Origin of the sequence: Anoxybacillus sp. FSL W8-0104, from assembly GCF_038004465.1 — a bacterium.
GTDB lineage: Bacteria > Bacillota > Bacilli > Bacillales > Anoxybacillaceae > Anoxybacillus > Anoxybacillus flavithermus_G.
Genome location: NZ_JBBOQU010000001.1, coordinates 2,072,314 through 2,087,380, shown reverse-complemented (window position 1 = coordinate 2,087,380; position 15,067 = coordinate 2,072,314). Strand labels below are relative to the sequence as shown.

The window sequence follows — 15,067 nt, the reverse complement described above, 5'->3', positions numbered from 1 at the left end:
AATAGCCTTCAATGCGAAGGCTATTTTTTTACTGCTTTTTCTAATGTTTCAAGCATCGATTGTTTTTGTTCTTCTGTCGCGTGATTCCATAGTGCTTCGAATAAGACACCAAGACCAGGTAAATATTTTTCTTCACCTTGTTGAATCGCATCAACGATCGTATGTTGAAGCTGGTCTTTTGAGCTGTTTGCAACGTTTGCCATGACGGCACCACGTAAGTTAAAGTCCATTTGACTCACTCCATTCTTTATGTATTGCGTAAGTAGTTTTTGCTATAATGATAACTACTATTCATAAAAGAGGAGAGAGAAAAATGGAAAAAGCAACATTTGCTGGTGGGTGTTTTTGGTGCATGGTTACGCCGTTTGAAGAACTTGATGGGATTTACGGCATCGTTTCTGGATACACAGGTGGACATGTCGAACATCCGACGTATGAACAAGTGAAAACAGGAACGACAGGACATTATGAAGCGGTACAAATTACGTTTGATCCCGATGTATTTCCGTACGAAAAATTGTTGGAGTTGTATTGGTGTCAAATTGATCCAACGGATGACGGGGGGCAATTTCACGACCGTGGTCCACAATATCGAACAGCGATTTTTTATCATAACGAAAGACAAAAAACATTAGCGGAGCAATCGAAAAAACAATTAGAAGAAAGCGGTCGTTTTTCCAAGCCGATTGTAACAGAAATTTTACCAGCGACAACGTTTTATCCAGCAGAAGACTATCATCAAAATTACCATAAGAAAAATCCGAAACATTATAAAGAAGACCGTGCGGCATCTGGACGCGATGAATTTATTGCGAAACATTGGGGGAAAAACGAGTGAAACGAATTGAATCGCCAAAAAATGAACGAGTGAAGCAATGGAAAAAGCTTTTAACGAAAAAAGGACGCGACAAAACCGGGCTGTTTCTCATTGAAGGATTTCATTTAGTAGAAGAGGCGGTCAAAAGTGGTGTTCATATCGAAGAACTGATTGTTGCGGAGCATGCGGTCATCCCAGCTAGTTGGAATATTTCTCATATTCCGATGACGATCGTGACCGATGAAGTGATAAAAGCGATAAGCGACACAGAAACACCGCAAGGCATTGCAGCGGTATGTAAACAAATGCATTGGAACGTGGATGATATACAAACGGCATTGTTCATTGACGCCGTACAAGATCCTGGGAATGTAGGGACGATCATTCGCACGGCAGATGCTGCTGGAATAGACGCTGTTGTCGTCGGAGAAGGAAGCGTCGATATATATAACGCAAAAGTGATTCGTGCAACACAAGGTTCGTTGTTTCATTTCCCTGTGATAAAAGGAGATATTGGACAATGGATCGCCCATTTTCAAAACAGGCATATTCCGATTTATGGAACATCGCTTCAAAACGGAGTAGACTATCGATCTGTATCTCCTTCGTCATCGTTTGCATTAATCGTTGGAAACGAAGGAAGCGGTGTGAACGATAAGTGGCTACAGCAAACAACTGCCAACTTATATGTGCCGATTTATGGGAAGGCAGAATCGTTAAACGTAGCCGTTGCAACAGGGATTTTACTTTACCATTTACAGAAAAAATAAAGTATGAGTAAAATGTTTGTGGGAGAAAAAAAGACAGGTTCCTGATTTGGTATAATAAGGAACCTGTCAGATATGTAAGCAAAATAGATGAAAAACGGGCTCTCCTCCTGGTAAGGTAGTAAGTGCGAAAAAAAATACAACCAAAGAAAGGAGTGGAGCCCATGCAGGATTATATCACAAACGGCTTGACATTAAAAGAGATCGAACAGTCTTTATTTAGACATATGCAAAAACAATATGGTCATCTCCTTCAACAGGTGTTGGAGGAGATCGACCGCACATTGGCAGAACAGCGGGACAAGAAACGATATGCGCTCAAAGATAAGCGGACGATCCGACTCCAAACGCTATTTGGAGAGGTGGAAGTGAAGCGAAACTACTACTTTGACCGTGAAAAAAAGGTGTATACGTCTTTACTCGATGTCTTTCTCCAGTTCGATGGGGCGCATGGAGTGAGTCCGCTATTAGAGGAGACAGCGATTCATCTCGCCGTGACGGGTTCTTCGTATCGACAGGCTGCGCAGTCGCTTGAAAAGCTGGTGGGGTATGCATGTATGAGTCACGAAACGATTCGCCAGTCCATCATCGAGGCAGAGGTGGAAGGGCACCGTGCGATGGAGAAAAAAGGGCGCGTGTTTTTTATCGAAGCAGACGGGTTGTACGTGAAACGTCAACGAAGCCGCATCAAAGGAAAAGAAGAAAAGATCATCACGATTCACCAAGGATGGGAGAAAAACGGGAAACGCGTATCCTTAGTGAATCGACGGTATATGGTTCATCAAACGAATGAACCGATTTGGGAAGCTGTAGAGAATTTTCTGATGAAGGAATACAGCTATGATCCGTTTGAGGATTGGGTGGTCATCAATGGAGATGGAGCCCCATGGATTACAGCGTGTCGAGAATATTTCGGGGACAGGGGGTACTTTCAGCTTGATCGGTTCCATGTGGCAAGAGAGATTCGTCAATTGTTCCGAGGTCATGCGAGATATCGGGTGATTCGAAAGAAGTTAGCATCATGGGATGAAGAAGGTGTGTTACGAGAACTCACAAGTGCCATCGGTACGTTAGAACATGAGGAGAAGGAAAAGCAACTCGAGGCGCTTGTTCGTCGAATCGAGGAGATACCAGGATGTTTACGTGACTATCGCGTATGGTTGAAGGAAAAAGGGATTGACACGACAAACATGAGGGCGATGGGGAGTGCGGAAGGAACGATGCATGTGTTTGCGAAACGAAGTAAAAACGGTCGAAGTTGGAGGGATGCAGGGATTGAAGCGATGTTGCGAGCGATCGTCGCGATAAAAGATACGTTACTCATTCGGACACGCGATGGAGTGATGTATGGCGCGGAAGAACGAGAAGAAACGAAACGAGAAACGATCGTGAAAAAGGCACTGAAGCGCGTGCAAACGCAAATGACAGAAGTGGTACGAGATAACATCCCATACCTTCGCCAATCTTCAGGGACACCGATTTACGAGGCATTGCAAGCATTGAAAGGTTTTTAAAACGAGAGAAAACGCACATACCTACAGGATGAGAGTAAGTAAAAGCGCTTACATATAACGATTTTATAAAACCATATATAACCAAAAAAATCGGTCGAGAAAAAAATCTCCCACAAAGTCTTGACTCAAACAAAAATAAACGCAACCTTGCACGTTATTCCCCATTTGCTTATAATAAATGAAGAATTTCATCATACAAAAAACGATGATCGAGAAGAGTAGCTTGCCGATCGCCATTCAGGGAGAAAACGCCATAGACTGCGAGCGTTTTTATGGTGGAAGCAAGTGAATTCACCTCGGGAGTTGGCGCTTGGACCATTTTGCGCATGCAAAATGTAAAGGCGTTCCGGTGTAAACCGTTATCTGAATGAAGTGAGCTATGCGAACGACATAGCTAACAAGGGTGGTACCGCGAGTGCACTCGTCCCTTACTTAAGGGGCGAGTTTTTTATTTTTTATACATAACAAGGAGGGATTTCCATATGAAGGAGCGGTTACAACAGCTTCAACAAGAAGCGCTTGAAAAAATTGAACAAGCAAACGATTTAAAAGCGCTCAATGACGTACGTGTGGCGTATCTTGGAAAAAAAAGCCCCATTACAGAAGTGCTGCGCGGGATGGGGGCATTGTCGCCTGAAGAGCGCCCGCTCATGGGAGCGCTTGTCAACGACGTGCGCGAAGCGATTCAAACAGCACTTGAAGCAAAGCAAGCAACGCTTGAACAAGAAGAAGTAGAGAAAAAATTGGCATCTGAAGCGATTGATGTGACACTTCCGGGTCGCCCGATCAGACGCGGCAATCATCATCCGCTCACGCTCGTTATTGAAGAAATTGAAGATTTGTTTATCGGCATGGGATATACGATTGCTGAAGGTCCAGAAGTAGAGCAAGATTACTACAACTTTGAAGCGCTCAATTTGCCAAAAGGTCATCCGGCGCGCGATATGCAAGATTCATTTTATATTACAGAGGAAATTTTATTACGTACACATACGTCTCCGGTGCAAGCGCGCACAATGGAAAAACATCAAGGGCGCGGTCCGGTAAAAATCATTTGTCCGGGAAAAGTGTACCGCCGTGACAACGACGATGCAACGCATTCCCATCAATTTACGCAAATTGAAGGGCTCGTGGTGGACGAAAACATTCGCATGAGCGACTTAAAAGGAACGTTGCGTGAATTTGCCCGCAAAATGTTTGGCGAAGATCGCGACATTCGCTTCCGACCAAGCTTCTTCCCATTTACCGAACCGTCTGTTGAAGTCGACGTATCATGTTTTAATTGCGGCGGGCACGGCTGTAACGTATGTAAAGGAACAGGTTGGATTGAAATTTTAGGGGCAGGGATGGTCCATCCGAACGTACTTGAAATGGCAGGATTTGATTCGAAAAAATATACAGGCTTTGCGTTTGGTATGGGTCCAGAGCGTATCGCAATGCTCAAATATGGCATTGATGATATTCGCCATTTTTACCAAAACGATCTTCGTTTCTTGCAACAATTTCGTCGGGTGTAAAAGGAGGGGTTGGCGATGTTCGTTTCATATAAATGGCTACAGGAATATGTGGATTTAACAGGCATTACGGCAAAACAATTAGCCGACCGCATTACGAAAGCAGGGATTGAAGTAGAAAGCGTTGAGGTGCGCAATAAAGGAATACAAGGTGTTGTCATCGGACATGTAATTGAGCGCGAACAACATCCGAACGCTGATAAATTAAGCAAATGTTTAGTCGATATCGGGGAAGGGGAGCCAGTGCAAATTATTTGCGGGGCACCGAACGTCGCAAAAGGACAAAAGGTTGCCGTTGCTAAAGTTGGTGCCGTATTGCCTGGCAACTTTAAAATTAAACGCGCAAAACTGCGCGGTGAAGAATCGAACGGCATGATTTGTTCGTTGCAAGAGCTTGGCGTGGAGTCAAAATTAGTGCCGAAAGAATACGCCGACGGCATTTTCGTTTTCCCAAGCGATGCACCGGTCGGAGCGGATGCGCTACAACTCCTTTACTTGGATGACGAAGTGTTAGAACTTAGTTTAACACCAAACCGTGCCGATTGTTTAAGCATGATTGGCGTCGCTTATGAAGTGGCAGCGATTTTAGGAAGAAGCGTGAAGCTTCCGACCATCGAACTTCACGAAAACAATGAAAATGTTCATGATTATATTTCTGTTCGCGTCGATGCACAAGAAGATAATCCTTTATATGCAGGGCGCATCGTGAAAAACGTAAAAATTGGCCCATCGCCGCTTTGGATGCAAGCGCGTTTAATGGCGGCTGGCATTCGACCGCACAACAATGTCGTCGATATTACGAACTACATTTTACTTGAATACGGTCAGCCGCTTCATGCGTTTGACTACGATCGCCTCGGCTCAAACGAAATTGTCGTTCGCCGTGCAAAAGCCGGTGAAACAATCGTGACGCTTGATGATGTAGAGCGCACGTTGACAGAAGATCATCTTGTCATTACGAACGGGAAAGAGCCTGTCGCTTTAGCTGGTGTGATGGGCGGTGCCAATTCGGAAGTATGTGATGAAACAGTAAACGTATTTATTGAAGCAGCATATTTTAACGGAGCGACGATTCGCCAAGCGGTCAAAGATCATGGATTGCGCAGTGAGTCGAGCACACGGTTTGAAAAAGGCATTGATCCTGCGCGCACGAAAGAAGCGCTTGATCGTGCAGCGGCGTTGATGGCGGAATATGCTGGCGGAGAAGTCGTTGGCGGCGTTGTGGAAGTCAACACACTGACAAAAAAAGAAGTCGTCGTTACGATTACGTTAGATCGTATCAATCGCGTGCTTGGCACAACAATTACGAAAGAAGAAGTCGCAGGCATTTTAACGAACTTGCAATTTACATTTACGGAACATGACGGCACGTTTATGATTACTATTCCGTCACGTCGTGCAGATATTACAATTGAAGAAGACATCATCGAAGAAGTAGCGCGTTTATACGGATACGACCATTTGCCAGCGACATTGCCGATCGGGGAAGCAAAGCCAGGGAAACTCACACCATATCAAGCAAAGCGTCGCCACGTGCGCCGTTATGTAGAAGATGCGGGATTATTCCAAGCGATTACGTACTCGCTCACAAACGAAGCAAAAGCGACGATGTTTGCGCTTGAAACGGCGCAACCGATCCGTCTTGCTCTTCCGATGAGCGAAGAGCGCAGCGTCTTGCGCCAAAGCTTAGTGCCGCACTTATTGGAAGCAGCAAGCTATAACCGCGCCCGCCAAGTCGAAAACGTAGCATTATACGAAATCGGCTCGGTATACTTAGCTAACGGTGAACATGAACTGCCGAGCGAAAAAGAGCGTCTCGCAGGCGTTTTGACAGGTGTATGGCACGCTCATTTATGGCAAGGAGAGAAAAAAGCAGTTGATTTTTATGTTGTCAAAGGCATTGTAGATGGCTTGTTTGCGTTGCTAGGATTAGAGAACCGCATTGCATACAAGCAAGCAAAACGCGAGCACCTTCATCCAGGGCGTACAGCAGAAATTTTATTAGATCATAAGACAATCGGTTTTGTCGGTCAGCTACATCCGAACGTGCAAAAACAATTTGATTTAAAAGAAACATATGTATTTGAGCTAGATCTTGAAGCGTTATTAAAAGAGGAAGTAGATGACATTCGCTATACAGCGATTCCACGCTTCCCATCCATTACGCGGGACATTGCTCTTGTCGTTGACGAGCATATTGTAGCAGGTGACCTCGAGCGAGCAATTATTGAAGCAGGCGGTGAACTGTTGAAAGACGTATCGATTTTCGACGTTTACAAAGGCGATCGCCTTCCAGAAGGCAAAAAATCGATCGCCTTCTCGCTCCGTTACTATGACCCAGAGCGGACATTGACGGACGAAGAAGTCACAAACGTTCACGAACAAGTCATCAAAGCGGTCGAACAACAATTCGGCGCTACATTGCGTGGGTAAAACGAAACCCCCATCTGATGCACGGGCATTGGATGGGGGTTTTTATGTCCTTGTCGGATGGGTGGGGGCGTTTTTTATCTAGTCAGCCAAAATTGGCGTGCACACCGCCAAAAGAAGGCGGGGTTCCAACATAAGTTGGCGGTGAAGAATGGAAAAAAAGTGAAGTATAATCAAACTATTAAAACGAAAGGAAGAATTTTTAAGATGATTCGTCAATTTGTAAACATAGCAGTAGCGGTAATGCTTGTTGGAGGAATTTTATTTGGCATAGGAAAAGATTCATTGGCAACTTCGAATCAAAAAGGGATAAAAGAATCGGGGGCGGTTACTCCTCAATCGATTGCATCAAAGACGAAAACAACCACGATCCAAGTTGGACAAACAGTTCAAACTTTGTATGTGACAGGAACTTTTGAAACTCAGTATAGTGATGTTCATAAAAGGCAACTGTTTTCGGGAGTTAAATCGATTTCCTCAAAAGCATCCGGCAGTGGGACGTGGACACAGACAGGATATAGTGTGGAATTAATTGACAGTGGGCGCACATATGTCATTACTGTGTCAGGAAAATATTCCTATAATGGTGCAACATATACGATTTCAACAAGTATAGAGTTTTATTGCAATGCTAATCGTTCTATTGGGTAGTAAGTGATAGCAAAGCAAAAGACTTGTCACAATCTTCGACAAGTCTTTTTATTTTTCAGGAAGGAATTTTATTGAACTTGTCGAACATTCCCTATTTGTAAATATTTGTGTAAGGTGCGATAGGATGAGTGAAAAAGAAAAAATAGCGAAAAAAATAAAGGAAATCGTGGAACAATTTATGTCGGAACCGCAACTGAAAGCACACATGTTGATGGCAATCGAGCAACATATGAAAGAGAGCGATTTGTTGTTTGGACGGTTGGCTTACTTGCATTATGACTTGTTTTCGACACAAGGAAATCACTCAACATATATCGCAGCGGCTATTGAATTGATCGTGCTTGCTGGCGATTTACTTGATGATGTAGTCGATCAAGATCGTTTCGAGGATACAGCTATTCCTCTTCATATTGCGATCGGGTTCTTGCTGCTTGGCCAGCAAGCGATTGCGAATGTACCGATTCCTAGTAATAAAAAATTAAAGGCACTGTCATATGTTACGTCTTGCTTGTTGCAAAGTGTACACGGACAACAGCTCGATGTGGCGTGTGACGTACAAACAGAAGCAGAATATATAAAAATGGTAGAGAAAAAATCAGGCTCTCTTGTTGCGATGGCTTGTGTAATCGGAGCATTATTAGCAGGAAAAGAGGACATCGCAACGCTTGAAACATATGCTCGCTACATCGGTATTGCAGCACAAATCGACAATGATCTTGATGCGCTATACAACTGGGATAAAAAAGCTGATATTCAAGCAAAGAAAAAGTCGCTTCCGATTTTGTATATGCTAGAAAGCAAGAACGATAACTTATGGAAGCAGTATTTCAACAACGATATAGACTACGATAGGATGTATGTCCAAAAAGAAAAAGCGCTTCAGCAAATGGAACAGGAAGGAGCGTTTTACTATGCAAAAGTGATGAGCCAGATTTACAAGGAAAAGGCTTTGCAAGAAATCGAAAAACTAGATGTAGATGATGCGTATAAATCTGCGCTGAAAACATTTATTTGAGAGTGGATATGAAGTCGCATGGGGTTGCACAATGGGTATATTACATCCTTTTACCGACGGTCTTCTTTTTATTTACCATCCGTTTTAGCATTTTTTTGCTTCAGTTGCGACCGCATGGTAAATCAGCGACTGTGCTTATTTATTTGTTATTGTTGATGGGGCTTTGTTATGTGAGCGCCAGCCTATCAGCAAAATATGAACCGATTGGAAGACAAGTGTTTAACGGTACATTTTTAGCTTTACCTACCGTCTTTTTACATTTTGTTTATGAATATTTTGAGAAAGAGAAAAAAGTGTGGTTTGCGAAAACAAGTGTCTTTCTTCTTTATGGATTAAATATTTTGTTAGTTTTTGTTTCGCTTACGGCACCGTTTCATTCCATCGATGAGACAAACGCGCTATTGCTCGCATATTTTATCAACATGTCATCTGTTTTTACTTCGCTAGGGAAAGGGTGGAGAAAGCTTAGGGGGGATGAACTGCAACATACGATAAAAGGAATTGTATTGGCAATTAGTTTATCGACGATCCCGTTTCTTTTCTTTTATAGTCTTCCTATGCTAGTAATGAAAAAATGGATATTGCCAGCGGAATTAACGGTTATCTTTCTTTTCGCCTTACCGACCGTTTTCTTTTATTTAATGGCAACAGATCAACTGTTTCAACTGCCATTTTCCATCGGGCGGTTGAAGTATCTCGGTTTGTTCGCATTATTCCCATCTTTTTTTATAATGATTGTGTACAATCAATGGATCCATCACTCTAGCAAATGGGCTGAACTTGTTGTTTTATTTTCTATCGTTTACATCATCGTCCTTGCTACTTTTTACATAAAAGAATGGTTAGACCGCAAATGGCGGACAAAATTACGTATGCAAAAACATTTTTATGAAGAGAGTTTGTATCGCATAAGTGAACAACTGAAAAAACAGCGTACAGTAGAAGGAGCCATGTATTGTTTGGAAAAGGAATTGCAAGAAATTTTGGACGTGGAAAAAATAAAGGTGATTCAGTCCATAGACGAACCGCTTCCTTTTGAGTACAATGAAGCATATTGGGCGAATATCGTCAAAAAAATAAATGGTGCCCCACTTTCGATCGGTCGCGTAATGGAACATCGCTCCTTATTTGTCATGTTTATCGGTTCATTTCGTCAAACACCTTTATGGCTAGTAGGGAAAAAGAAACATCCTCTTTCATTTCGCACCGAGCAAAAAGATTGGCTATCTACCATTGTTTATTATACAAGCATGACGATCGAAAACATGTTAAAAGTGGAGGATCTATTGAAAGAGTTAGATCGATTAAAAGAGAAAGAACATTCGATTTTGTTTACTCGGTTGATGTTCCAATGGTCAGAAAGGGAAAGAAAAAAACTGGCGATCGATTTGCATGATACATTGCTTCAAGATTTAATTTTGTTAAGACGAAAAGTGGAAAACTTGCTTGTTCAACCTCTATGCGTGGAAGATATACAAAAACAGCTAAACGATATCGACGAGGAGATCCTCGATATCATTGATGTAACAAGAGAAATATGTCATGAATTAAGACCGCCGTTTTTGAGTCAGATGGGACTAAAACAAGCAATCTCGCAGCTTATTGACCGATTTCATTTACGTACGAATATAAAAGTAAAGTGGAATGTTCACATACAAGCTAAATTAGGAGAAGAACAGGAACTGGCGATGTATCGGATCATACAAGAATTGTTAAACAACGCCGTAAAACATTCTCAAGCATCAACGATCCAACTCGTATTCGATGCGCAAGATGAGGCTGTTCAACTTCGTTATGTGGACGATGGAGTAGGAATAGAGATGGAAAAATTAAATGATCATCATGGTAATTTAGGATTATTTGGAATAAAAGAGCGTGTGCAAGGATTAGGTGGAACATGCAAAATCGCGTCATCGCATGGATCTGGATTAGAGATAACGGTAACCATTCCATTATAAACGTACGGAAAGGAGAAATTGATGGAATGATTCACATTTTAATCGTCGACGATCATCTCCTTGTTTGCGAAGGTACGAGAAATGTGCTTGAACGTGAAGGAGATTTTCAAGTAGACATTACGACATCTGCGAGCGAAGCAGAACAAATGATCGAGCAACGTGCGTATGATATATGTTTACTTGACTGGTGTATGTCGGATATGAGCGGTATCGAATTGAGTAAACGAATTCTCGAAAAACAGCCAACTGCGAAAATTGTCATCTATACCGGATATGATGTTGTTCCCTTTTTAAATTATTTCGTTGAATTCGGCATTACCGGTTTTGTTAGCAAAACCGCATCAAGCGAGCAATTAGTCACAGCGATTCGTTGTGCCTTACGAGATGAAGCAGTCATTCCTGTACACGTGCTATATCAGCTATATTGTTGTGGAGTAAAGGAAAAGGTGGAAGGGGACGAACAACCAGCTGTACTAGGTCATAGCGAGCTAGAGTTACTGATGGAAGTTGCCAACGGCTTATGTAATAAAGATATTGCTAAAAAATATCATATTAGTCAACGGACAGTGGAAAGACGCTTGTCACGCATCTTCATAAAGTTGCATGTATCTTCCCGAATAGAAGCGGTGGAAAAAGCAAAAAAATTAGGGCTCATTCCAGAGCATCATATGTTGTGAATGCCTTCACCGGATCGGTGAGGGCATTTTCTTTTTGAAGTCCGCCATTTCGTGTCGGTATCCGACAAAAAAATGGCGGGGTTCGACACCATGTTGGCGGTGAAAGGGGGGGAAGTGGAGGTATAATCAGGTTGAATAGGAAAAATATTTGTAAGGGAGGAGAAATCCAAGATGAAAAAAGTCAAAAAGTTTTTAGCTGGAGGAGCATTAAGTTGCGCACTCTTAATGGGAAGTGTAAGTCTAGTAGATGCTGCTACTTACAATTATGCCTCTAACTACTTTGATTATGGGGTTTATCTTGGTGGTGGATACGGACAAACATTTGAACTTGATGGCAAAGCAAGATTTATTGGAACTCAAGCTCCGTATTATAGTAACAGTGCTTGCGGAGTCGGTTATCAAATTCGTTCAACAGACGGAACCGTTTTAAAAGTAAGTTGGAAGTATGGGGCTGGTTCTATTGATACAGGAAATGACTTGAATGGTTATAATGGGAAAAAGAAAGCGTATTTAAGAAATGCATATAACGAGAGTACTCCTCAAACAGCCTCTGGAAAGTTTTATTATTAAATATTTTTTGCTTTTGCGGAGCCTATGTTTTATATGAATAGTTTGGAAATAAAGGGGCATGATCTCTGACTAGAAAGATAGATTAAGTACTAGCTACTATGAATTGAGATCATGTCCCTTTCTTTTAGGAGCATTCCTGTTAGAAAGGTTTTCAGGGACTTGAAAGAAAAAAGCCCCTTAATATAAATGTAGGGGTACACCAAACACCAACATCAGACCAAGGAAGACTACGAGATGAATTGTACACAAAATCGCAAAATTGAACAAGTGACAGAACAAATTTTAGTAATTGGAATGGATATTGCCAAACACAAACACTACGCAGCGATGGTGGATGAACGAGGAAGAGAACTGAAAAAGCCGTTTCCTGTGTTCCAATCGCGAATTGGATTCGAACAATTCTACGTGTCGATTGAAGAAGCAAAAGAGAATTTGGCAAGACGGAGATCATCGTCGGTATGGAACCGACCGGGCATAACTGGTTGCACCTCGCCTATTTCCTCGAGGAAAGATCCCATTGGTGATGGTCAACCTGATGCACGTCAAACGGTCGAAAGAGCTCGACGACAACTTACCAAACGAAGCACGATGCCAAAGATGCCCTCGTTATCGCCAGACTAATCAAAGATGGATGCTTTAGCTATCTCCGCATTTTCCAAGAGGTGAAAGTGGAATTACGGACAGGAAGCACGTTTCGAGAGTCGCTGTTCAAGGAACGGAATATCATCTACAATCAAATGATTCATTGGCTCGATCGCTATTTTCCTGAGTTTGTACAGGTGTTCCCGTCGTTTGGCAAAATGGTATTAGCGATATTAGAGAACACGCCATTTCCGGTAGATATCGCTGATCAGACGGTCGAAGGGTTCATGGAGCGGTATCGTCAAAGAGAAGGACTCAAATGTCCGCAAAAACCGAAAATTCAAAAGCTGATAGAGGTTTCACACTATGCGATTGGGATCACGGAAGGAAAACCGATGGCTCGTATCGAAATCGCCACGCTCGTCCGCCGGTATCGCCAATTGGAACAAGAGATCACTGCTTTGACCGAAGAGTTGACGGCCCTTGTGCAAACGACCGTCGAATACGAATGGCTCTAAACGATTCCGGGACTAGGAGAGGCGACGATCATGGAGCTGTTATCGGAAATCGGAAGGACAGAAGCGAATCTCGAAACGAGGACGAAAATGGCTGCGCCCCCTTCTCTTTCGGATGATGATGCCATTGATTTGCTTATAACGAAGCGTTCCGGGCCTCACACCAGTACTATATGATACGCCCCATCAACCCGTTGCGTAAGAAGCAATCGATCGTGGTGTTATGCAGTAAAGCTATGGAAGGTTCTATACGCGGTTTGCGTGAAACAGCAAGCGTTTAATGGGGAATGAATGATGCGAGATATCTTTTCTCCACTCCAAGCCTAGGCAGCCTAGAGCCGCCTCCTTTCGTGAAAAGAACGGTCTGAACAACCGGGTGGATGACACGGAGAAGCTGGCACACGATTTCATATTCGACTTTGAGTTCCTATAGGATCTTAGTCGGCCTCTGCCTGGTGAAGAGACCGAACGAAGGAATGTTGGCGCGTGGATGCCCAGAGACATGGGAGGGTTTGTACTCATCAGAAACGCAGCGATCCAAGGTGTAACGTATACATATAAACCTACAAAATATCTATAAGCGAACACGAAGCGCACCATAGACGGTTAGATATCAACAAAAATGAAAATGTGTGTATGGGTTTTTGTCGGAAAAAATTTTTTTGACACCCCCTGAGACGCCAAGAAACCTTGATATATGAACATTGCTAGAGGGAGTGAGAAAATATATGAGAGTATATTATATTTTCTTAGCATTATTCACGACCTTCTTTCTCGTTTCTTGTTCAAGGCAAGAAGAGCATGTAAAAATGGCAATATTCTTAAAAAGTGATTGGGATAAGTATGAAGTGTTTGCTAAGGAGTTTGAAAAAGCAAAAGGCATCAAAATTCAACTTGATTATATTTGGGATGATACTATTAAACATGATTATAAGCACCTTTGGTCTAAAATACATAGCGCTATTGAAAAAAAACTTAAGGACCAAGAGATTGATTTAATTGCAGGGGTGCCAACCTCTTATTTTGAAAAATTGATTAAAAAAAATCTGTTAGCTGAATTGGATACATTTATGGTTGGACAGAGTGGAATAGATGTTAAAAATTTATACAGTCCGGTTTTAGATATTGCCAAAAAGGCTGGGAATGGACATTACTATTTTCTTTCCCCAACTTTTTCTACAAAGCTATTAGTTGTTAATCTTGACATTTTCAAGACTTTGAAGGTGCCTATTCCAGAAGAAACAGTATCTTGGGGAGAATTGGAATATATAGCTGAAAAAATTAATCGGAAGAACCTAAATCCACATAACAGAAAAATTTATGCTATCTCATTTGGTCCTGGAGGAGAAGAAGGATTATTTATGGACTTTCAACTTCTAACCACTCCACTTGAGCTTCCACTTCAGGAGAAGGAAGAGATCTATAACCATCCGTCTTGGGGGAAATGGTTTAAATGGTTTATAACAATGCATCAAAAATATGGAGTACGTAATATGGCTGAAGACAGAGCTTTTTTTACAGGTAAAGTGGCAATGAGAATCACTTATCCTCACGAACTTCAATGGTTGTATAAAAAAGCAAGGGCAGATCTAGGACTAGGATTTAATCCAGCTAAGTTCGAATTTAGAATTTATCCAGCTCCTTATTATAGTAATAAACCAGAAGTTGCTAGTATTGAAGTTCATAATATCGCATTATCTAATCAATCTGAGAAAAAGAATTTGGCTTGGGAAGTTATAAGATATGCTATGGGAAAGGACTATGCTTTATCAATAATCTATAATGGGGGAAATACATTTGGTGGAAATTTTCCTGCATACTATGATTCAGACACTATTCGTGCCTATGAAAACTTATATCCAGGAATAGATGTAAAAAATGTATTTTATTATGGAAAACAAGGACCTTATATTAAAGAATCAATGACTCTGGAACAACTCTCTATTTTCCACGAACTAGAAAGGGAATATTTTCCTATTATACTAAATCCTGAATCCGTGACAAAACATCTTTACAATGGTCGCAAACCGTTGATATGATAAGGGAAAACGACGTTG

At 41.9% G+C, this 15,067-nt stretch carries 12 protein-coding genes, 1 pseudogene and 1 other annotated feature; of the genes and pseudogenes, 12 read left to right on the top strand and 1 reads right to left on the bottom strand.

Going from position 1 to position 15,067, the window contains the following annotated elements:
• Window positions 1-20: 20 nt before the first annotated feature.
• Window positions 21-230 (bottom strand): small acid-soluble spore protein SspI, encoded by a 210-nt coding sequence (gene sspI, locus NST18_RS10995; RefSeq protein WP_035018475.1) that lies wholly within the window; start codon window positions 228-230, stop codon window positions 21-23.
• Between the two features lie 83 nt (window positions 231-313).
• Here sspI and msrA point away from each other — a divergent pair, with 83 nt between their 5' ends.
• The 12 genes and pseudogenes from msrA to NST18_RS10935 all read left to right on the top strand — a co-directional run bounded on the left by msrA (window position 314) and on the right by NST18_RS10935 (window position 15,049).
• Entirely contained in the window at window positions 314-838 is a 525-nt protein-coding gene (gene msrA / locus NST18_RS10990) for a peptide-methionine (S)-S-oxide reductase MsrA (RefSeq protein ID WP_004889108.1), read from the top strand.
• Window positions 835-1,587 carry a TrmH family RNA methyltransferase gene (locus NST18_RS10985; RefSeq protein ID WP_004889109.1) on the top strand — a complete coding sequence of 251 codons (753 nt, stop codon included), beginning with the start codon at window positions 835-837 and terminating at the stop codon, window positions 1,585-1,587. The genes msrA and NST18_RS10985 overlap by 4 nt, the downstream gene beginning before the upstream one ends.
• A gap of 161 nt (window positions 1,588-1,748) precedes the next feature.
• On the top strand, window positions 1,749-3,098 hold the full coding sequence (locus NST18_RS10980) for an ISLre2 family transposase (protein ID WP_340721139.1): 1,350 nt from the start codon (window positions 1,749-1,751) through the stop codon (window positions 3,096-3,098).
• Window positions 3,099-3,294: 196 nt separating this feature from the next.
• Window positions 3,295-3,530, top strand: a binding site (T-box leader).
• Window positions 3,531-3,580: 50 nt separating this feature from the next.
• The gene (gene pheS / locus NST18_RS10975; RefSeq protein WP_004889110.1) at window positions 3,581-4,615 is read left to right on the top strand and encodes a phenylalanine--tRNA ligase subunit alpha; all 1,035 of its coding nucleotides are present in this window, start codon (window positions 3,581-3,583) and stop codon (window positions 4,613-4,615) included.
• 15 nt (window positions 4,616-4,630) lie between these two features.
• Window positions 4,631-7,045: a phenylalanine--tRNA ligase subunit beta gene (gene pheT / locus NST18_RS10970; protein ID WP_340720644.1), complete on the top strand. Its 2,415-nt coding sequence runs from the start codon at window positions 4,631-4,633 to the stop codon at window positions 7,043-7,045.
• A gap of 204 nt (window positions 7,046-7,249) precedes the next feature.
• Window positions 7,250-7,693: a hypothetical protein gene (locus NST18_RS10965; protein ID WP_231110079.1), complete on the top strand. Its 444-nt coding sequence runs from the start codon at window positions 7,250-7,252 to the stop codon at window positions 7,691-7,693.
• A 124-nt stretch (window positions 7,694-7,817) separates the two neighbouring features.
• Window positions 7,818-8,708 (top strand): polyprenyl synthetase family protein, encoded by an 891-nt coding sequence (locus NST18_RS10960; protein WP_004889114.1) that lies wholly within the window; start codon window positions 7,818-7,820, stop codon window positions 8,706-8,708.
• 95 nt (window positions 8,709-8,803) lie between these two features.
• Window positions 8,804-10,666 carry a sensor histidine kinase gene (locus NST18_RS10955; protein ID WP_340721440.1) on the top strand — a complete coding sequence of 621 codons (1,863 nt, stop codon included), beginning with the start codon at window positions 8,804-8,806 and terminating at the stop codon, window positions 10,664-10,666.
• Between the two features lie 26 nt (window positions 10,667-10,692).
• The gene (locus NST18_RS10950) at window positions 10,693-11,343 is read left to right on the top strand and encodes a response regulator transcription factor (protein WP_004889118.1); all 651 of its coding nucleotides are present in this window, start codon (window positions 10,693-10,695) and stop codon (window positions 11,341-11,343) included.
• Window positions 11,344-11,514: 171 nt separating this feature from the next.
• Window positions 11,515-11,913: a hypothetical protein gene (locus tag NST18_RS10945; RefSeq protein ID WP_004889120.1), complete on the top strand. Its 399-nt coding sequence runs from the start codon at window positions 11,515-11,517 to the stop codon at window positions 11,911-11,913.
• 234 nt (window positions 11,914-12,147) lie between these two features.
• A pseudogene (locus NST18_RS10940) lies at window positions 12,148-13,301 on the top strand (IS110 family transposase).
• Between the two features lie 518 nt (window positions 13,302-13,819).
• The gene (locus NST18_RS10935) at window positions 13,820-15,049 is read left to right on the top strand and encodes an ABC transporter substrate-binding protein (RefSeq protein ID WP_340721438.1); all 1,230 of its coding nucleotides are present in this window, start codon (window positions 13,820-13,822) and stop codon (window positions 15,047-15,049) included.
• Window positions 15,050-15,067 lie beyond the last annotated feature (18 nt).